Here is a 19,455-nt window from a genome sequence, read left to right on the forward strand (position 1 = left end):
CGTGCGAGCACTCTATAACGGTGAGATAACGGAAGGGAAGAGGGTGGCGTTATCTTTTTGTGATCACTCGTCGTCAGCGCCCGCGGACGTGGTTCCACTGCGTGATGACCGCGTTGCCGTGCTCGAAGCCCAGCTCGCTCACGGCTGAGGTGCCGAGCACGAAGTACCGCCCGCCGGCGGCGGTCAGACCGAGCCACACCCCCGCGAGGGCGCGGAGGAAGTGCGCGTGCGAGAACACGAGGATCTGTTCGCCGTTCTCGAGGCGAGGGCGCAGGTCGTCGAGAAGGGATGCCGCACGCGCAGTGACCTGCTCGATGCTCTCGCCCGGAGTGGCACCGGCGGGAGCGCCCGCCTGCCAGATGGTCCAGGGGTGGCCCAGCTGCTCGATGATCTCGGGTGTCGTCAGCCCCTCGTAGGCGCCGTAGTCCCACTCGACCAGCCGCGGCTCCAGCTGTGCGTCGGGGTAGCCGGCTCGGGCGGCGGTCTCCACCGCGCGCTGGAGGGGGCTCGTGAGCACGAGGTCGAAGCGGCGCGTCGCGAGGAGTGTCCCCGCGAGCTCGGCCTTGTAGGCGCCCGTTTCGGTGAGGGGGATGTCGGTGAGTCCGGTGTGGCGGCCGGTGCGGCTCCACTCGGTCTCGCCGTGGCGCACGAGCACGAGGCGTCCGTCGGGTTCGGTGAGATCTGCGTCGTTCACTCCCTCATCCTCCCGCTTCGGATCGACTTCGCGGTGGCGGAAAACGGGCGAAGAGCAGAAGAAGGGCCGGCCGAGAAACTCGACCGGCCCATTCTCTGCACCAGAGTGTCCTGCAATCACATGCCGGTAGTCGCCACAGCAAAACAACTACCGTGCGAGCACTCTATAACGGTGAGATAACGGAGGGGAAGAGGTCGGCGTTATCTTTTCGTGATTCATAGGTGGCTCATCAATTCGCGTCACGGCGCGGTCCCGTTCATCCACCCTCGAAGGATCGACCGACGCCCGTCAGCCCCACCATGCCACGCTGAGCGAAGGCGTGCACGAGGGGCGTGACCGCCGGGGGAGGAAGCCATGAAGGTCGCCGTGTGCGGTGCGACGGGTGTCGTCGGGTCCCACGTTCGTCGACTCGCCCAGGCCCGGGGCCACGAGGTCGTCTCGCTCACCCGGTCGACCGGGCACGACCTCACGAAAGGGCTGTCCGAGGACGCGCTCGCCGGAGTGGACACGATCATCGACGTCAGCGGCATCCAGACGCTGTCTCGGAAACGGGCGACCGATTACTTCCTCGCGGTGTCGCGAACGCTCCAGGAGGCCGGCGCGGCAGCGGGGGTCTCGCACATGGTGGCGCTGTCCATCGTCGGTATCGACGGGATCACGTCTTCGTACTACGGGGCGAAGGAGGAGCAGGAACGCGCTGTCCGTGCGGGTGTGCTGCCGTGGACTCTGCTGCGCGCCGCACAGTTCCACGAGTTCGCGGCGCAGACCATCGAGCGCGGATCGGTGGGGCCGCTCGTCGTCGTGCCCCGCGCACGCGTCCGGCCGGTCGCGGCCGCCGAGGTGGCCGACGCCCTGGTCGCCCTCGCCGAGGCCGGCCCCGCGGGCGAAGCGACCGACCTCGTCGGGCCGCGAGACGAGATCCTCGTCGACATGGTCCGGGCGCTTCTTGCGCGACGGGGAAGCCGGCGCCCGGTGGTCGAGGTTCCGCTCCCGGGGGCGATGGGGAAAGCCATGAGCTCGGGTCGACTCAGGGGTGCGCCGGACGCGTCGCAACAGGGGCGCCAGACCTTCGCGGAGTGGCTGGATCAGTCCTGACGCCGGAGAGGCGTCGCGTCCAGAGCCGCTGCGAGATCGGCGAGCAGGTCGTCGGCGTCTTCGAGACCCACCGAGAGGCGAAGGTGACCGTACCGGCGGAACTCCGGAGGGTAGGTCGCGGTGCGGGGACCGTCGGCGGCGGTGTGCACGATGAGGCTGTCGTCGTGGCCGAGCGAGAAACCCGACGTGATCAGGCGCAGGTTCGCCACGAAGCGATTCTGCACGTCGGGGTCCCCGTCGAGGGCGAACGCCATCATGCCGCCGTACGCCTCTCCGCCGAACTGCCGCCGAGCGAGCGCGTGCCCGGGGTGGGACGCCAGCCCCGGATAGGCGACGAACGCCACGCGCGGATCGGCCTCGAGGAACTCGGCGACCCGCTGTGCCGACGCGAAGTGCTGGCGCAGCCGCAGCGGAAGTGTGACTGAACCGCGCTGGATCATCCAGGCGTTGAAAGGTGAGATGACACCGCCGACGTCGACCATGGCGTCGGCCTTGATCGGCTCGATCAGCTCGGTGCGACCGATCACCGCGCCGCCCATCGCGTCGCCGTGGCCGTTGATGTACTTCGTCAGCGAGTGCACGACGAGATCGGCACCGTCGGACAGCGGCCGGTAGAACGGCGGGGGCGTGAACGTCGAGTCGACCATGAGGATCGCCCCGCCGGCGTGCGCGATGTCGGCCAGCATGGCGATGTCGGCGACTTTCGTCGTCGGATTGGCGATGGCTTCGACGCACACGAGGCGCGTCTCTGGCCGGATCGCCGCGCGCACGGCATCCGGATCCGTCACATCCACGAAGGTCGCCTCGATGCCGTACCGGCGGGGGAGCAGCTCGGTCCAGAGGCGCCAGGTCGCTTCGTAGACGACGTCGCTGACGACGACGTGGTCGCCCGCGCTGACGTGCGTGAAGAACACCGCGTGCAGGGCGGCGACTCCGGATGCCAGGGCCACCGCGTCCTCGCCGCCCTCGAGGGCGGCGAGCTTGCGCTCGAGGGCCTGCTGGTTGACGCCGGTGTTGCGCGTGTAGAGGCCGGGGGCAGTCGCCGACCAGCTGATCTCGCTGGGATCGTCGGGCAAGGCGAAAGAGTTCGACATGACGAGCGGTGTGCGCAGTGCCCGCGTGCTGTCCAGTTCGATGCCGGCGTGGACGGCGAGGCTCGCCTCGGAGAGGGTCGCGGCGTCGGTGCGGTCGGGTCGTGACGTCATCGCTGTGGCCTTCCTGTCGCCGGGTGACGGGGCGATCGATCTGAGCTACCCTAGCGTGCAATATAGACACGCGCGAGTGTCTAATTTGCACGAGGAGCACTCATGGCCGGTCCCCGCATCGACGCCGTCGACGAGCGCATCCTGAACGAGTTGCGGACCGACGCCCGGATCCCGCTCGTGACGCTGGCGGCTCGCGTTCACCTGTCACGCAACGCCGTGAAGCAGCGCATGGAGCGCATGGAACGCGACGGTCTCATCGCCGGATACACCCTCGCCCGCGGTCGCGCCGACGACGGGCGCGTCACCGCCATCGTGCTGGTATACCGGGCGGATCGCATGCGCGGCGCGGGCGTCATCACCGAGCTCGCGCGCATCCCCGAGGTGGTCCAATGCGACATCCTCTCGGGGCAGTTCGACCTGCTCGTGACCCTGCGCGCGGAGTCGATGGACCGCATCGGCCAGATCTGGGAGAGCATCGCGGCGCTTCCCGGGGTCTCCGACACCGTCACGTCGGTCTCGCTGACGCGGGTCATCGACCGCGCCTGACGCCTGGAGCTGAGGAGACATCGAGCGGATGCCACGCCCTCGCGCTCGTGGCCGGAGGGCGTGGCATCCGAGGGTCATGCGTTGATGCACACGACCTTGGGCTGGGTCATCTCCTCGTAGGCGAAGCGCACTCCTTCGCGGCCCATGCTCCCGTATTTGGCCCCGCCGAACGGCATGCTGTCGACGCGGTAGTCGGAGGAGTCGTTGATCATGACGCCCCCGGCCTCCAGGCGCTCCGCCACGCGCAGGGCGCGGCCGAGGTCGCGGGTGAACAGCCCGGCGTGCAGGGCGTAGTCGATGTCGTTCGCCTGGGTCACGGCTTCGTCCTCGGTGTCGAACGGCGCGAGGACGACGACGGGGGCGAACGCTTCGTCGGCCCACAGCTCGCACGAGAGAGCGACTCCCTCCACGACCGTCGGGGCGTAGACCGAGCCGTCGCGGCGATGACCGGCGAGCACGCGGGCACCGGCTCGCACGGCGTCGTCGACGACCCGCTCGGCGCGCTTCGCGGCATCCACGGTGATCATCGGCCCGACGTCGGTCGCCTCGTCGGTCGGATCGCCCGCCCGCAGGGCCGCCGCCGCGGCGACGAAACGCTCGCGGAACGCGGCATAGATCCCGCGCTGCACGAGGATGCGCTGTGCGCCGACGCAGTTCTGTCCTGCGGCCCAGAATGCCCCCGAGGCGCACGCCTCGACCGCGTGCGCGAGGTCGGCGTCGTCGAACACGAGCACGGGGGCGTTCCCGCCGAGCTCCATCGCGAGCCGCTTCAGGCCCGCTCCGCGCGCGATCGCCTCGCCCGTGGCGAAGCCGCCGGTGAACGACACGAGCCGCACCTCGCGCGCCGAGACCAGGGCCGCGGCCACATCGCGATCGCCGTGCACGACCGTCACGATCTCGTCGGGCAGACCCGCGTCGATCAGGATGCCGACGAGGAACTCCGCCGTGAGCGGGGTGTGCGGCGACGGCTTGAGGATCACGGAATTGCCGCCGGCCAGAGCCGGTCCGAGCTTGTGCGCGACGAGGTTCAGCGCGTCGTTGTACGGCGTGATCGCCACGACGATGCCGAGCGGTTCGCGGGTGAACCAGCCCTTCCGGTTCTCGGACCCCTCGAAGGCGTCGAACGGGATGACCTCACCCGTCGCCGCGCGCGCCGTCTCGGCCGAGAGTGACAGCGTCGTCACGGCCCGTCGCACCTCTTTGCGGGCCTGCCGGATCGTCTTGCCGGCCTCGCGCACGATGAGCGCCGCCGCCTCGTCGGCACGGTCCTCGAGCAGCTGCGCCGCCCGGTGCAGGACCGCGTGCCGGGCGAAGCGGGAGAGGTCTCGCGACAGCTCGGCGCCGACGCGAGCGCGATCGAGCACGACGGGCACGTCGTTCACGCCGATGGTCGGGACGCTCCCGATCACCGAGTCGTCGAGCGGATTGCGCACCTCGAGAGCGTCGGCGGGAGTCATGAGCGTCATCGCCGTGCCGCCGCGGTCTGCGCCACGCGGGCGTCGATCTCGATGATGTCCGAGAGCAGGGCGTATGCCGTTTCGACGCGTCCCGCCCCGGGGCCGCTCACGGTCACGGTCCCCAGCAGATCGGTCTCGAACGACACCGCGTTGGTGGGGCCGCTGATGCCGGCCAGCGGGTGGGTGAGGGGGAGGGCGACGGGTTCCACGCTCGCGCGCACCGAGCCGTCGGGCAGGCGTTCGGCCGCGCCGATGAGCTTGTAGCGCAGCCCGCGGGCGGCGGCATCCACGATGTCGGCGGGAGTGATTCCCGTGATGCCGGTGCAGGTCACGTCGGCGGGGGTGATGTCGGCGCCGAGGACCTCGTTGGCGAGGATCACGACCTTCAGACGTACGTCGGAGCCTTCGATGTCGGCGGTCGGGTCGGCTTCCGCGTAGCCGAGGGTCTGCGCCTCCGCGACGGACGCGGCGAGGTCCATGCCCGCCTCCATCTGGCCGAGAACATAGTTGCTCGTGCCGTTCAGGATGCCGCGCACCGCGTCGACGCGCAGCCCCTGCAGGGTGGAGGCGGCGAAACGCAACACGGGCGTACCGCTGACGACGGAGCCTTCGTAGGCGAAGTGGACGTCGTTCGCGGCGGCGATCGCGTTCAACTGCGGACCGGCGAGAGCAACCGGTCCCTTGTTGGTCGTGGTGACGCTCTTCCCCGCCTCCAGGGCGAGGCGCACGTGCGAGACGCCGGGCTCGCCGTCGATCGGGTTGGTGAACGTCGCCTCGACGACGATGTCGGCGGTCGTGTTCCGGATGACCTCGACGTTGCGGGGCTCGGCATCCCCACCCGGCCAGCCGGCGAACGTCGCGCCCGGTGCCAGAGCGAAGACGGCGTCCAGATCGATGCCGTCCTCCTGCATGAGAGATCCGAGACGCAGATCGGTGATCGCGACGACACGGAGTGCGAAGCCGAGCTCGGTCGCGAGCTCGTCGCCGCGGTCGCGGATGAGTTCGGCCAGGGCGCGGTTCACGCCGCCGAAGCCGATGAGGGCGAGATCGTGACGGTTCATGGGTCTCCTCGGAAGGGTGCAGGACGGGGTCTGCGGATATCGTCCGTCGCCGTCGTGTCGCTCTGCGCCTGGCATTTCGGCGGCGGCTGATGCCGATATGTCGGTGCGGGTGACGGATTGTCCGACCGGTTTCCCGACTCTCCGCACTCTTGAGCGCAAGGGCGGGGACCGCTACTGTCCGAGGAAACATGTGCGAAATGAACACAGGGCAGTGTTCATGCCACACGAAACGCGATCCGTTCCCCTTCTTCCGAATGCGAGACGCCATGCCACGCTCCACCGACTCCACGTCCCTTCCGAACGCCCTGCCGCAGACCGTCGCGACACAGGTGCCGCTGCGCCGCCTGCAGCGCTCCATGGACGCGCGCCACCTCGTGATGATCGCCCTGGGCGGCGTCATCGGGTCGGGGCTCTTCCTCAGCTCGGGGTACACGATCAATCAGGCCGGGCCCCTGGGGGCGATCGTCGCCTACCTCGTCGGCGCCTTCGTCGTGTACCTCGTGATGTCGTGCCTCGGAGAGCTCGCCGTGGCCTATCCCGTGTCGGGTGCCTTCCACATCTACGCGGCCCGCGCGATCAGCCCCGCGACCGGCTTCACCACGGCATGGCTCTACTGGCTCTGCTGGGTCGTCGCACTGGGCTCCGAGTTCACCGCGGCCGGGATCCTGATGCAGAGGTGGTTCCCCGGCGTCGAGGTGTGGGTGTGGTGCCTGATCTTCGCCGGCATCCTGTTCACCCTCAATGCGATCTCGGCGCGCGTGTTCGGGGAGACGGAGTTCTGGTTCTCGCTCATCAAGGTGGTCGCGATCGTCGCGCTCATCGTGCTCGGCGGTGCCGCGATCTTCGGCTTCACCCCGCTGTCGTCCGAGCACCCCGGGGCCGTCCTGTTCAGCAACTTCTCGACGCCGGACGGGCTCTTCCCCACCGGTATCGCCGGCGTGCTCATGACCTCTCTCGCCGTCTTCTACGCGTTCAGCGGCTCGGAGCTCATCGGTGTCGCCGCAGGTGAGACGAAGGACCCCGCCCGGAACATCCCGAAGGCCCTGCGCTCGACGGTGCTGCGCCTTCTCGTGCTCTTCGTCGGCTCCATCACCGTCATCGCCGCGATCCTGCCCTACGAGCAGGCGGGCCTGACCTCGAGCCCCTTCGTCGACGTCTTCGAGTACGTCGGGGTGCCCTTCGCCGGCGACATCATGAACTTCGTCATCATCACCGCGCTGCTCTCGGCGGGCAACAGCGGCCTCTTCTCGTGCGCGCGGATGCTGTTCTCGCTCGCCGAAGAAGGGCACGCACCGCGCGCGTTCACGAAGCTCACCTCCCGCGGCATCCCGATCGTCGCCCTCAGCGTCAGCATGGCCGTGGGACTCGTCTCCCTGGTGTCGAGCGTGATCGCCGCCGAGACCGTCTACCTCGTGCTGGTCTCGATCGCCGGTTTCGCCGTCGTCGCGGTGTGGATGTCGATCGTCGCGGCACAGTTCTTCCACCGGCGGGCCTTCGTCCGCGGGGGTGGGGACGTGAAGACGCTCGCCTACCGCACGCCGTTCTACCCCTTCGTGCCGATCCTCGCGTTCGTGCTGCTCGGCGTCTCGATCGTCGCGATCGCCTTCGATCCGAACCAGGTCGCGGCGCTGTACTTCGGCATCCCGTTCGTCGTCGCGTGCTACCTGTTCTTCTGGTGGCGGTACGGTCGTCGAGGAGCCGCGCCCGCCGCCGTCGTCGACGAGGAGGCGCCGGCGGCTCCCGCACACGAAGGACGCTGATGAACCCGCCCGCCTCGCTGACGCAGGGACTCGCCCTGCTGCACACCGCGGTCGAGCGGGAGCGATCGGGTCGGCCCGGCTGGGCGCTGTCGCGCCTGGCCGAGGCCGCGGGCGTCGAACGCAGTCGCGCCTCCCGCGTCACACAGGACCTGCGCCGCCTCGACTTCGTCGAACGCGACGAGTCCTCGGCGCTCCGCGCGGGGCGGGCGTACTTCGTCGCGGCGGGGGCACGACACGAACCGTGGCTGCGCGCCGCCCGCGCGCACCTCCGGGGCATGGCGGCACAGCTCGGCATGACGGCGCGGGTCGTCGCCGCTGATGGGCCGCGGGCGCTGCTGCTCCGTGTCGAGGGGGCGGATGCCGCCGGCGAAGGCACCCTCCGTCCCGCGGCGGTCACCCCGATCTGGTGCACGGGCGCCGGAAGGGCGCTGCTCTGGGATCACTCGCTCGCCGACCTCGACGCCTTGCTCGGCGAGGCGCAGTTCGTCGGCGTCGGTGGTCCCGGTGCGGCTCGCACGGTCGCCGCCGTCGATGCCCTGCAGCGACGAGACCGGGCGCGCGGACTGGTGGTCGCGCACGAAGAATACGTGGCGGGAGTCGACGAGTATGCCCTCCCCGTACGGGGCAGACACGGTATCGTCGCGGCGGTTTCGCTCAGCGGTTCGGCCGCCGGAAACGGTCGTGACGATCGGATCGAGGCCCTGCTCGCCGACAGTGCGGAGCGCTTGAGCACTCTCGCCCAGGCCTGAGCGTCAGTGGATGCCGTGCCCCAAGCGCGTCGACAATATGGCGGCCGCGGTGAGACAGGCATCGGCGAGCGCCGCCGTGCGCGGTTGCAGTGCCGCCCGCTCTCCGACGACCTGGACCGCAGCGACGACCTCGCCGCGGAAGTCCCACACCGGAGCGGCCACCGAGTAGAGGCCGGCCTCGGCTTCCTCGTCGACGATCGTGTATCCGCGATCGCGGGCGGCGTGCAGCCGGGTCAGGAAATCGTCGACGGAGCGCGGCGCCCGAGGGCCGTCGCTCTTGAAGGCGGTGGCGGCGAAGACCGCCCGAACCTCGTCGTCGGGGGCGTCCCACAGCACCGCCTGGCCCGCGTCGCTGCAGAACGCGGGGTAGGCGCGGCCCACCCAGGTGCCGATCATGCGCGACACCGCCGGCACGCTCTCGACGATCGTGACGGTCGTATCTCCGCGCAGAACGCCGAGGAAGACGGCTTCCCCCGTGGTCGCGGCGAGCTCGTCGAGCACGCTGAGCCCTTCGAGACGCAGACGCCGGTCGACGAGGTCTTCGGCGGCGGTGTACCACGCCCACGACAGCCGGTAGCGGCGCCCGCTGTCGCGAGCGACGACGTCCTGGTCCGCGAGCGCGGCGAGGGTGCGCGAGACGTGCGATCGTTCTCGTCCCAGCGCCCGGGCCACGTCCGTCGCGGAAGCGCCCTGGCCCTCGCGCGTGAGGAGCGCGAGGCTCGCGATGACGTCGAAGGCCCGGATGACGGTCGACGTCGCCTCGTCGTCGGCGACGGCGGCTCCTCGATCGGCGGGGGTCATCGTCACAGCGTAGCCAGGGGTCGCGAACGACGACTCCCCGCGTCACGCGTCCGCGCGTCGGGACGCCCGGGAGAGGCGACGAACGTCCGATCAATTACTCTGGCTCGCGGCGTCCGCGAGTATCGGCGGCATCCGCTCCGAGCACGAATGCGAGCACATCCATGAACCGCCCCTCGGATCCCTCCACGGCGCAGCCCGCCCCGCAACGGCAACTGCGCCGCGCCATGAGCGCCCGCCACCTCGTGATGATCGCCCTCGGCGGCGTGATCGGGTCGGGGCTCTTCCTCAGCTCCGGCTACACGATCCACCAGGCGGGACCCCTCGGGGCCGTGCTCGCCTACCTGCTCGGAGCCTTCGTGGTGTGGCTCGTCATGGTGTGCCTGGGCGAGCTCGCCGTCGTCTACCCGGTCTCGGGATCCATCCACATCTACGCGGCCCGCACGATGGGACCGGCGACCGGTTTCGTCACGGCCTGGCTGTACTGGCTCTGCTGGGTGGTCGCCCTCGGGTCGGAGTTCACGGCATCCGGAATTCTCATGCAGCGGTGGTTCCCGAACGTCGACGTGTGGGTGTGGTGTCTGGTGTTCGCCGGCATCCTGTTCACCCTCAACGCGATCTCGGCGCGCGTGTTCGGGGAGACCGAGTTCTGGTTCGCGGCGATCAAGGTCATCGCGATCCTCGCGCTCATCGTGTTGGGGACCATGGCGATCTTCGGGTTCACCCCGCTGTCGACCAGCCCGCACGAGGCGGTGCTGCTCAGCAACTTCGAGACGCCCGACGGTCTGCTGCCGGCGGGACTGGGCGGCGTGCTCATCACCTCGCTCGCCGTCTTCTACGCCTTCAGCGGCGCGGAGCTCGTGGGTGTCGCCGCGGGCGAGACGAAGGATCCCGGCCGCAACATCCCGCGTGCGCTGCGGTCGACCGTGCTGCGCCTGCTCGTGCTGTTCGTCTGCTCGATCACCGTGATCGCCGCGCTCCTTCCCTACGAACAGGCGGGGCTCAGCTCGAGCCCGTTCGTCGACGTCTTCGAGTACGTCGGTGTGCCGTACGCGGCCGACATCATGAACTTCGTCGTCATCACCGCGCTGCTCTCGGTGGGGAACAGCGGCCTGTACTCGTGTGCGCGGATGCTGTTCTCGCTCGCGGAAGAGGGCTACGCGCCACGTGCCTTCACGCGGCTCACCCGCCGTGGCATCCCGATGATCGCCCTCCTGGTGAGCCTGGCGATCGGTCTCGTCTCGCTCATCTCGAGTGTCATCGCCGCCGAGACCGTGTATCTCGTGCTGGTCTCGATCGCCGGCTTCGCCGCGGTGGCCGTCTGGATGTCGATCGTCGCGGCGCAGTACTTCCACCGGCGCGCGTTCGTCCGCGGCGGGGGAGATGTCGCGACACTCGTCTACCGCACACCGTTCTATCCGGTGGTGCCGATCCTGGCGTTCGTCCTGCTGACGGCCTCGATCGTCGCGATCGCCTTCGACCCCGAACAGGCTCCGGCGCTGTACTTCGGCATCCCGTTCGTCGGCCTCTGCTACCTCTTCTTCTGGTGGCGGTACGGCCGCAAGGGCGTCACCCCGCGCGCGCTCGACGAGGAGGCGCCGGTCGCCTGAGCCGGGGCGCGCGCCTATACGTGCCGTCGAAACCGGCCCGCGCCACCGTACGTCGTGGTGGCTGTCGCCGGTGGGCGGGGCACAGTACGTTCTCCGGAAAGGCGACGCGGCCCCGGCCGGGGGCGTGTCCGACGCTGGGGAGGCATCCGTGGAGACCGTCGACACGATCGTCGTGGGGGCAGGTGTGTCGGGTCTCGCCGCGGCGCGCTTGCTCACGCGTGCCGGACGCCGCGTCATCGTGCTCGAAGCGCGCGACCGGATCGGCGGCCGGACCCACACCGACCGCTCCGGCGGACACGTCACCGACCGCGGAGCGTCGTGGATCCACGGTATCGACGACAGCCCGGTCGCCGAGGCGGCGCGCGCCTTCGGGATGCCGATGGTCGAGTTCACGGTGGGTGGCTACCAGCCGGCCGGTCGTCCGCTGACGTACTTCGATGAGAACGGCGGGCGTCTCTCCGCCGAAGCGGTCGAGCAGTACGCCGTCGACATCCGCGCGCTGAACGCGGCCCTCGTCGATGTGATCGCCGATTCCGCTCCGGATGCCACGTACGCCGACGTCGTCGATCGAGCGCTGGCCCAGCAGGACTGGGACGACGAGCGCAAGACGCGCGTGCGCGAGTACAACGACCGTCGCGCCCAGGAGCAGTACGGCGTCGCGATGACGGGGCTCGGGGCGCACGGCCTCGACGACGACACCGTCAACGGCGACGAGGTGGTCTTCCCCCGCGGATACGACGAGCTCGCCCGCAACTTCGCCGACGGGGTCGACGTGCGGCTGTCACACGTCGTGTCGGCGGTGCGCTGGTCGCCCGAGGGCGTCACGGTCGACACCGACCGCGGCTCCTTCTCGGCCGAGAACGCGATCGTCACCGTCCCCGTGGGTGTTCTGCAGTCCGGCGATCTCTCGATCGAGCCCGAGCTGCCCGAGGAGCATCGCCGCGCCCTCGGACTGCTGCGGATGAACGCCTTCGAGAAGGTCGTGCTGCGCTTCCCCGAGAGATTCTGGGATGCCGGGGTCTACGGCATCCGTCAGCTCGGTGCCGAGGGGGAGTGGTGGCACTCGTGGTACGACCTCGGCCGGATCCACGACGAGCCCGCCCTGCTGACCTTCGCCGCCGGTCCGGCGGCCGTCGCGACCCGCGAGTGGTCGGACGAGGAGATCGTCGCCTCGACGGTGGCGCAGTTGCGGCGCCTGTTCGGGAACGACATCCCCGAACCCGAGAGCGCGGTCGTGACGCGCTGGCAGGACGATCCGTTCGCGCGCGGTTCGTACGCGTACATGCTTCCTGGCTCGGTCGGTCCCGACCATGACCAGCTGGCCGTCCCGGTGGGCGGGGTGCTGCACCTCGCGGGCGAGGCGACGTGGGGCGATGACCCGGCGACCGTGCCGGGCGCGATGCTGTCGGGGCATCGTGCGGCCGGGAACGTGCTCGGGCGCGAGATCCCGCTGAGCGACCTCTGGTCGTAGGTTCCGGTGGCTTCGACAGGCTCAGCCACCTGGGTTGCGGCCGGGGTAGTCGCTACCGCGGCTCCGGCGGAGGTCCCTGGCTCGCGGCGGAGGTCCCTGAGCTTGTCGAAGGGACCGGGGCACCGAGGGATCGGTGGCTTCGACAGGCTCAGCCACCTGGGTTGCGGCCGGGGTAGTCGCTACCGCGGCTCCGGCGGAGGTCCCTGGCTCGCGGCGGAGGTCCCTGAGCTTGTCGAAGGGCCCGGGGCACCGCGGGAACCGGTGGCTTCGACAAGCTCAGCCACCTGGATCGAGGGGGCGGCCGCTACCGCGGCTCCGACCCGGTCGCCACGGGCAGCTCCTCGTGGTTCGACCACTGGCTCCACGACCCCGGGAACACGCGCGGCTCGAAGCCCGCGAGCGTCAGCGCCACGGCCTGATGAGCCGCCGTCACCCCGGAGCCGCAGTAGACGCCGACCGTCAAGCCGTCCTCGGCCCCCAGCATCCGGAACCGCGAACGCAGCGTATCCGGCTCGAGGAAGCGCCCGTCGCCGCCGACGTTCTCTGTCGTCGGGGCGCTGATCGCGCCGGGAATGTGACCCGCACGAGGGTCGATCGGCTCGACCTCGCCGCGGTAGCGCTCGCCGGCGCGGGCGTCGAGCAGCAGCTCGGACTCGGCGAACGCCCCCACCTCGTCGAGCTCGAGCCTCGGCAGAGCCCCGTACGTCAGCTCGACCGTCCCGGGCGTCGGGGTCTCGGCATCCCCCTCCTCCACCTCGAATCCCGCGTCGGTCCAGGCTGACAGCGCGCCGTCGAGTAGCCGAACGTCAGCCACCCCCGCGTACCGCAACAGCCACCACGCCCGCGCGCTCGACATGTTCTTGAGGTCGTCGTAGACCACGACCGTATCGCCCGCGTCGATGCCCCAGCGTCGCGCGGCAGCCTGCAGCGTCTCGACCGGAGGGAGCGGATGCCGGCCCTCGGTCGGCGCGCCGTGAGCGGCGAGGTCGTGGTCGAGGTCGACGTACTGCGCGCCGGGGATGTGTCCGGCGCGGTACTCCGGGCGCCCGTCGGGGCGGTCGAGTCGCCAGCGGACGTCGAGGACGCGTACGCGCCCGCCGTCAGGAAAGGTCCCGGCGGCGAGGGCGTCGCGCAGGTCGTGCGCGGTCGTGAGGATCGAAGCCATGGCTCCAGTCTGGCCCTCAGCTCACCGGGGCGGGACCCCGAGTCCGTCCGTCGGCCACGCGCGCCCGCGCGCGGTCGTGGCGCAACGCGACGGGCACGATCTCGGTGGCTTTCGGGAGGCCCATCGCGGGCGTCGCGACATAGATCGTCTCGGCCCTTTCGAGGACGTGCGTCTCGTGCCAGATGCCCACCGCGCCCGGGTTCTTCCGCGCGCGTCGGTTGAATCGGGTCCACGCGGGGCGGTGCTCCTGCTCCGTGGCCGAGGCATACGCGTACAGCTTGTCGAGCGACGACCAGTACTGCACGAGGTAGGGCCCTCGCGAACCCAGCAGCGTGGTGAAGCCGAGCAGCCCCGATTCGGGGTCCATGCTCAGCTCGCGCAGCATCCGGGGCATGTCGCCCATAAGCGGCATCCACTGGTCGGGTCTCCACCACTTGTTGACGGTCATGCCGATGTGGAACACGACCAGTTCGCCGTCGTAACGGTGGGTCATTCGACCCGGGTTGATGGATGCCATGGGCTCGCCCTCGCTCGATAGTATTGCTATCCAGTTTTAGATAGCAGGGCTATCCAGTCAAGGGGGGTCACGGTGCGGATTTCGGAATTGTCGGCGGAGAGCGGAGTCCCCGTGGCGACGATCAAGTACTACCTGCGCGAGAAGCTGTTGCCGGAGGGGGAACGCTCCTCGCCAACGCAGGCCTCATACGGCACCGCGCACGTGCAGCGGCTCGGGGTCATCCGCGCGCTCGTCGACGCCGGTGTCGGCATCGCGGGGGTGCGCAAGGTCGTCGGCGTGCTCGAGGAGCCGCCCGAGAACCCCTACGACCTTCTCGGTGCGGCGAACGCCGCCGTCACGCCCGTCATCGCGGGCGAGCCGGATCTGACCGAGGCCACGGCCCTGCTCGAGAGGATGGGGGGAACGACCGAAAAGTGTTTCCCCGACCAGCTCGCCGCGGTCGCTCATGCCCTCGCGACGCTCGAGCGCGCGGGGTTCGCGGTGCCCGAGACCGTGATGGCCGCGTACCTCGAACACCTGTCCGCGATCGCCGAGGCCGAACTCGCCGCGACGCCCGAGACATCGATCGAAGACGCGGTGCGGTACGTGGTGCTCGGTACCGCTCTCGTCGAGCCGCTGATCCTCGCTCTCCGTCGCGTCGCCGAGCAGGTCGCCGCGTCGCGACGCTTCGGCACGGGCTGACGTACAAGCAGACCCCGGGCGGCACCCCGGGGTACGGTCGAAGGATGGCCGTCACCCTGCACCGGGCGCCCGTCGCTGAGATCGACCCCCGCACTCTGTATCGCCTCCTCTGGCTGCGCGTGACGGTGTTCGTCGTCGAGCAAGAAGCGGCCTACCCCGAGATCGACGGCCGTGACATCGAGCCGGGTGCCGAGCTGATGTGGGCCAGCGAGGGCGACGAGGTGCTCGCGACCCTCCGCCTCCTGCGCGAGCCGACGAACACGCGCATCGGCCGCGTCGCCACCGCTGCCGCAGCCCGTGGCCGTGGCCTCGCTGCCGACCTCATGCGCGAGGCCGTCGATATTCTGGATGCCGAGGCCCCCGGCGTCCCGATCCTTCTCGACGCGCAGGCTCACCTGGCGTCGTGGTACGGACGATTCGGCTTCGTCGTGTCGGGGGCGCCCTTCGCCGAGGACGGCATCCCGCACGTGCCCATGCGGCGCACGCGCCTCGACACCGAGCGCCTCGTGCTGCGCGAATGGACCCGGTCCGACGATGACCGGGCGTTCCTCTTCGACATGTACCGGCGAGCGGAAGTCCGTCAGTACCTCGGCGACGGCCGGGCGATGACCGATCCGGCCGAGGTCGACGCGACCCTCGACCGCTGGACGAGCCTGGCCGACGGCATCCTCGGAGTCCGAGCCGTCGAGACGCGCGACGGCCGCCGGCTCGGATCAGTGCTATTGAAGCGCATCCCCTGGTCGGCGGGTGCGGGCGACGGGCGGCCCGAAGACATCGAGATCGGCTGGCACTTCCACCCCGACGCGTGGGGGTCCGGGTACGCCACCGAGGCCGCGGCCGCGGTCCTCGCGCTCGCCCACGAGAACGGCATCCGCACGATCGTGGCGGTCACGAATCCGGTGAACACGGCATCCGGCGCCGTCGCGCAGCGCATCGGGCTGCGCCCGGCGGGTGAGACGGCCGACTACTACGACACCACCTGCGCGCTCTACGTCGGCGAGGCCGACGCGTGAGAGCCCGCGCGGCGGCGGTGACGGCCCTGGCCCTCGCGTGCACGCTCGTGCTCGCCGGGTGCGACCTCGGGTTCTCGCTCGGTTTCGGCGGCAAGCCCGACGGGCACTTCGAAGGCAGTGAGCTCACCGTCCCGGTGCTCTACGTCAGCGGCGGCAAGGGAGGTGTGGCGACCCAACGGATCACCGCCGAAGCGGCCGACGGCGGCGACCTCAGCATTGACATCACCGAGAACGACGTCAGCGGTGTCGCCCCGGTCACGCAGTCCGCGACCTGGACCGCCGTCACGGCGGCCACGCTCCTCACCGGGGCGCGTCCCGACACGGCGTACACCTTCGGCTTCGACGCCCGCATCAACACTCCCGCCGCCGGAGCCGTGACCGCGGTCGGCGTGCTCGCGCTCTACTACGGCAGCGAGATCCAGCCCGGCGTCGCCCTCGCGGGAGGGGTGACGCCGTTCGGAACCGTGAGCCCCGTTGCGGGCCTGCCTGAGCAGGTGGCGGCGGCGATCGAGGCGGGCGGCATCGACACGATCCTCGTGCCGGCTGGACAACGGATCGCCGCGGATGCCGACGGTCGATCGGTCGACCTCGATCAGGTCGCGGCGACCGGAGGGATGACCATCACCGAGGTCGCCGACCTGGCCAGTGCGTACGCGATCATGACGGGCGAAGACCTGCCCGAGTCGGCGTTCCCCACGCCCGCCGCCTCACCGACCCCGCTGCCGACCGCGACCGAGGGGCCGGCCGAGCCCGGCGACGATGCGTTCGACATCGCCATCGACAGTGCCCTGGCCCGTACGGAAACGTCGCTCGAGACGGCGACCGACGCGTCCCTCGTCGAGCGCTCCCGCGCCGCCGCGGATCGCGCCCGGACACTGCGCGATGCCGGCGACGACGGCGGAGCATTCGCTGCCGCCGCGGCCGCGGCTGACGTCGCCGCGGTCGCCGGGACACCGGAGGTCGACGCGGCGTCGGTCGGTGCCACGCGCGCGGCGGCGGAAGACCTGCTGGCCCAGGCGTCGCAGAGTCCTCCCGAAACGCTCGACGCCGCCGATCTCTCGCTCGAGGTCGTCGGAGCGGCCGCCGATGCCTACGCGCTCGCCGCCTACGCGGAGGCCGCCCTCGACGCGGGAGGAGAAGCGGCGCCGACCGCCGCGGCGCTCGCGGCTTCGGCGCTCGCCCGTGCGCAAGAGAGCGCCGCGCTGCGCGATGCGCTCGGCACCGGGGCGGGGTCGATCTCGCGCGACGCCGACCTCGACGGCCTCGGCTCGCTGTTGCGGCGGGCGGCGATCGCCGCCACCGACGCGTACGAGTCGCGCGCGGGCGACGCACCCGTCAGCGCGGGCGACCTGCCGGCCGTGCGGCTCGCTGCCTTCGACGCCGCCCGCGACGACCTCGAGTCGATCGCCGACGACGACGCGTGGCTCGGTCTCGCGCTCGCCGCGACCGCTTTCAGCCGCACCGTTCCGCCGCTCGCCACGCAGCAGGCGGTGCGCGTTCCCGAGGGCGTCGACCCGACGGCGGCGGTCCAGCAGCGCATCGCCGTCGGCGACGAGTACGCGGTGCGCGCGGTCGACGCGCTCGCCGACGCGGGGGCCGAGGTGCCCCTCGTCCGCGGAGCCCTCAGCGACGCGACGGCGACGGCCACGGCAGCTCCCGCTCCCGGCGCGTCGTCGGTGTACGCGACCCCGTTCCTGCGGGCACGCGTACTCGCGTTCGCGGCCGGCGTCGAGCGCGAGTAGAGCGCGGACACTCGTGCGCAACGCCTGGCCGGGCCCCGTGCTCTGACCGCCGGCGTCGGACACGTTCAGTGCGGAGCGTGGTATTCCGTTGTCCCGCGCTTCCAATACCCCTTGACCACGGTGGCGGCGGGGTCGCTCGACCACCGATCGAGCAGCAGAGCTCGTCCGGCGCGGACGATCGACTGTTCCGCGGCGACGAAGCCGAAAACGCATCCCTCCGGCTGCTCCTCGACGTCGAGCGCGTCGAGCCAGTCCGCGAGTTCCTCGCCGGCCGGTCGGTCGCCCCGATGCACCTGAATCACTTGCACGCCCGGGGGAGCGGCGACGGGGAGGTCGTGGGCGGCATCCGGAACCTCGATCGCGATGCGACCGACGGCGTCGTCGTCCATCGCCGCGGCGAATCGGCGGATCGCGGGAACCGCTGTCTCGTCGCCCGCGAGGAGCCACGCGTCCGGGCGCCCGACGAGCACCATCGAGCCGCGCGGCCCTCCGACGCCGACGGGTGCGCCGAGGGGAGCCGTCTCGGCCCAGCGACTGCCGACCCCGTCACCGTGCAGAGCGACGTCGATGTCGAGCCAGCCGCTCTCGGCATCCCAGCTCACCGGGGTGTACTCGCGGCTCGGTGCGGACCGAACGTCGTCCGCCGGTTCTGACGGGAAGAACACGCGGATGTGATCGTCGGCGCCGGGCGAGTCGAAACCCCGGAGGTCGGCTCCCTCGAGCCGCAGCCGGACGTACGACGGTGTCAGGAAGGTTCGGGCGGCGAGCTTCGCCGAGCGGAAGACCAGCTCGTGACGGCGGGGTTCGAGGCGGGCTCCGAGGCCCGGGTTCGACATCTTCACAAAGCTAAGGCTAACCTAACTTCGCGACCGGCCCCGGAGTGTGGCCGGTCCTCATCGCACATACAGCACTGGAGAGATCCCGCATGAGTACCCGTCTGATTCGTCCCCTCGCCGCCGCGTCCGTCGCGGCGGTTCTGGCCCTCACCGGCTGCGCCTCGGGAGCGGCCGCTCCTGCCGAGCAGGCCGCCGCGACCACCGTCACGGTCGAAGACAACCACGGCTCGATCGAGGTTCCCGTGGCCCCCGAGCGGGTCGTCGCGCTCGACAACACGACGTTCGAGACGCTCAGCGAGTGGGGCGTGAAGCTCGTCGCGGCCCCCAAGCCGCTCATGTACGACCTCTGGCCCTCGCTCTCGGGCGGCGATGAGGTGCTCGACGCGGGCCTGCACCGCGAGCCGAACATCGAGAACATCCTCGCCTCCGAGCCCGACCTGATCGTCGGCGGATACCGCTTCCGCGAGATCTACGACCAGCTGAAAGAGATCCAGCCCGCGACGATCGAGACGAGCCCGCGCGACGGCGAGGAGCACACGTCCGAGCTCAAGCGCCAGACCGCCATCCTCGGCCAGGTCTTCGACAAGAACGACGAGGCGGCGAAGCTGAACGCCGACCTGGATGCCGCGATCGCCGACGCGAAGGCCGCATACGACCCGTCGCAGACGGTGATGGGGCTGATCACCTCCGGAGGGAAGATCTCTTACGCCGCTCCCGGAGAGGGCCGCGGTGTCGGCCACCTCTTCCCGACGCTGGGCCTGACTCCCGCTCTCGACCGCGCCGCCGAGGACGCGTCGCACGGAGACGACATCAGCGTCGAGGCGATCGCCGCCGCGAACCCGGAGTGGCTGTTCGTCCTCGACCGTGACGCGATGTTCGGCGAGGACGGCTACGTCTCGGCGCAGGAGCTCGTCGAGAACGCCGAGGCGCTGAAGAACGTCCCCGCGGTGCAGAAGGGGCAGATCGTCTACCTCGACGGCAGCTTCTACCTCGACGAGGGAATCCAGGCCTACACGAAGCTCTACCGTTCGGCCGCCGAGGCGTTCGCCTCCTGA

The 19,455-nt window shown here is 70.5% G+C and carries 18 protein-coding genes; 10 read left to right on the forward strand and 8 right to left on the reverse strand.

Annotated elements, in window-relative coordinates:
* Positions 1-73: 73 nt before the first annotated feature.
* Positions 74-694: a histidine phosphatase family protein gene (locus AB0O24_RS08765; RefSeq protein ID WP_058627567.1), complete on the reverse strand. Its 621-nt coding sequence runs from the start codon at positions 692-694 to the stop codon at positions 74-76.
* A 354-nt stretch (positions 695-1,048) separates the two neighbouring features.
* On the opposite strand from AB0O24_RS08765, the gene AB0O24_RS08770 reads away from it, so the two are divergent.
* On the forward strand, positions 1,049-1,789 hold the full coding sequence (locus AB0O24_RS08770) for an NAD(P)H-binding protein (RefSeq protein WP_363374181.1): 741 nt from the start codon (positions 1,049-1,051) through the stop codon (positions 1,787-1,789).
* Here the strand turns inward: AB0O24_RS08770 and AB0O24_RS08775 are convergent.
* Complete coding sequence (locus AB0O24_RS08775) at positions 1,780-2,994, reverse strand: aminotransferase class I/II-fold pyridoxal phosphate-dependent enzyme (protein ID WP_363374183.1); 1,215 nt, start codon at positions 2,992-2,994, stop codon at positions 1,780-1,782. The two genes, AB0O24_RS08770 and AB0O24_RS08775, sit on opposite strands and share 10 nt — an antisense overlap.
* Positions 2,995-3,096: 102 nt before the next feature.
* Here AB0O24_RS08775 and AB0O24_RS08780 point away from each other — a divergent pair, with 102 nt between their 5' ends.
* Positions 3,097-3,540, forward strand: a complete 444-nt coding sequence (locus tag AB0O24_RS08780; RefSeq protein WP_275801806.1) for an Lrp/AsnC family transcriptional regulator — start codon at positions 3,097-3,099, stop codon at positions 3,538-3,540.
* Between the two features lie 74 nt (positions 3,541-3,614).
* Here the strand turns inward: AB0O24_RS08780 and AB0O24_RS08785 are convergent, their stop codons facing one another.
* Together AB0O24_RS08785 and AB0O24_RS08790 are read right to left on the reverse strand one after the other, a co-directional pair.
* Positions 3,615-5,006 (reverse strand): aldehyde dehydrogenase family protein, encoded by a 1,392-nt coding sequence (locus AB0O24_RS08785; protein WP_363374187.1) that lies wholly within the window; start codon positions 5,004-5,006, stop codon positions 3,615-3,617.
* Positions 5,003-6,058 carry a homoserine dehydrogenase gene (locus AB0O24_RS08790; protein ID WP_363374190.1) on the reverse strand — a complete coding sequence of 352 codons (1,056 nt, stop codon included), beginning with the start codon at positions 6,056-6,058 and terminating at the stop codon, positions 5,003-5,005. Before AB0O24_RS08790 ends, AB0O24_RS08785 begins: the two co-directional genes overlap by 4 nt.
* A 356-nt stretch (positions 6,059-6,414) precedes the next feature.
* On the opposite strand from AB0O24_RS08790, the gene AB0O24_RS08795 reads away from it, so the two are divergent.
* Both AB0O24_RS08795 and AB0O24_RS08800 read left to right on the forward strand, forming a co-directional pair.
* A complete protein-coding gene (locus AB0O24_RS08795; protein ID WP_275801817.1) occupies positions 6,415-7,818 on the forward strand; it encodes an amino acid permease in 1,404 nt (467 codons plus the stop codon).
* Positions 7,818-8,567 carry an IclR family transcriptional regulator C-terminal domain-containing protein gene (locus AB0O24_RS08800; RefSeq protein ID WP_363374193.1) on the forward strand — a complete coding sequence of 250 codons (750 nt, stop codon included), beginning with the start codon at positions 7,818-7,820 and terminating at the stop codon, positions 8,565-8,567. The genes AB0O24_RS08795 and AB0O24_RS08800 overlap by 1 nt, the downstream gene beginning before the upstream one ends.
* 3 nt (positions 8,568-8,570) lie before the next feature.
* Here AB0O24_RS08800 and AB0O24_RS08805 read toward each other — a convergent pair whose 3' ends face one another.
* The gene (locus AB0O24_RS08805) at positions 8,571-9,368 is read right to left on the reverse strand and encodes an IclR family transcriptional regulator (RefSeq protein ID WP_363374196.1); all 798 of its coding nucleotides are present in this window, start codon (positions 9,366-9,368) and stop codon (positions 8,571-8,573) included.
* A gap of 161 nt (positions 9,369-9,529) precedes the next feature.
* On the opposite strand from AB0O24_RS08805, the gene AB0O24_RS08810 reads away from it, so the two are divergent.
* Together AB0O24_RS08810 and AB0O24_RS08815 are read left to right on the forward strand one after the other, a co-directional pair.
* Positions 9,530-10,975 (forward strand): amino acid permease, encoded by a 1,446-nt coding sequence (locus AB0O24_RS08810; RefSeq protein ID WP_363374199.1) that lies wholly within the window; start codon positions 9,530-9,532, stop codon positions 10,973-10,975.
* A 148-nt stretch (positions 10,976-11,123) separates the two neighbouring features.
* Positions 11,124-12,446 (forward strand): NAD(P)/FAD-dependent oxidoreductase, encoded by a 1,323-nt coding sequence (locus AB0O24_RS08815; protein WP_363374202.1) that lies wholly within the window; start codon positions 11,124-11,126, stop codon positions 12,444-12,446.
* Positions 12,447-12,750: 304 nt separating this feature from the next.
* On the opposite strand, the gene AB0O24_RS08820 is transcribed toward AB0O24_RS08815, so the two are convergent.
* Together AB0O24_RS08820 and AB0O24_RS08825 are read right to left on the reverse strand one after the other, a co-directional pair.
* On the reverse strand, positions 12,751-13,611 hold the full coding sequence (locus tag AB0O24_RS08820) for a sulfurtransferase (RefSeq protein ID WP_363374204.1): 861 nt from the start codon (positions 13,609-13,611) through the stop codon (positions 12,751-12,753).
* Between the two features lie 16 nt (positions 13,612-13,627).
* Positions 13,628-14,128, reverse strand: coding sequence for a DUF4188 domain-containing protein (locus AB0O24_RS08825; protein ID WP_363374206.1), 501 nt, complete (start codon positions 14,126-14,128; stop codon positions 13,628-13,630).
* A gap of 72 nt (positions 14,129-14,200) precedes the next feature.
* On the opposite strand from AB0O24_RS08825, the gene AB0O24_RS08830 reads away from it, so the two are divergent.
* The 3 genes from AB0O24_RS08830 to AB0O24_RS08840 are packed head-to-tail and all read left to right on the forward strand — an operon-like array spanning position 14,201 to position 17,564.
* Positions 14,201-14,809, forward strand: coding sequence for a MerR family transcriptional regulator (locus tag AB0O24_RS08830; protein ID WP_363374208.1), 609 nt, complete (start codon positions 14,201-14,203; stop codon positions 14,807-14,809).
* Positions 14,810-14,853: 44 nt separating this feature from the next.
* Complete coding sequence (locus AB0O24_RS08835; protein ID WP_275801795.1) at positions 14,854-15,822, forward strand: GNAT family N-acetyltransferase; 969 nt, start codon at positions 14,854-14,856, stop codon at positions 15,820-15,822.
* Positions 15,819-17,564: a S16 family serine protease gene (locus AB0O24_RS08840; protein ID WP_363374211.1), complete on the forward strand. Its 1,746-nt coding sequence runs from the start codon at positions 15,819-15,821 to the stop codon at positions 17,562-17,564. The genes AB0O24_RS08835 and AB0O24_RS08840 overlap by 4 nt, the downstream gene beginning before the upstream one ends.
* Before the next feature lie 65 nt (positions 17,565-17,629).
* Here AB0O24_RS08840 and AB0O24_RS08845 read toward each other — a convergent pair whose 3' ends face one another.
* Positions 17,630-18,400 carry a siderophore-interacting protein gene (locus tag AB0O24_RS08845; protein WP_307387106.1) on the reverse strand — a complete coding sequence of 257 codons (771 nt, stop codon included), beginning with the start codon at positions 18,398-18,400 and terminating at the stop codon, positions 17,630-17,632.
* Positions 18,401-18,489: 89 nt separating this feature from the next.
* On the opposite strand from AB0O24_RS08845, the gene AB0O24_RS08850 reads away from it, so the two are divergent.
* On the forward strand, positions 18,490-19,455 hold the full coding sequence (locus AB0O24_RS08850; RefSeq protein WP_307385028.1) for an ABC transporter substrate-binding protein: 966 nt from the start codon (positions 18,490-18,492) through the stop codon (positions 19,453-19,455).

The sequence above is a fragment of the Microbacterium sp. NPDC086615 genome (assembly GCF_040686055.1).
In the GTDB taxonomy this organism is placed as follows: domain Bacteria; phylum Actinomycetota; class Actinomycetes; order Actinomycetales; family Microbacteriaceae; genus Microbacterium.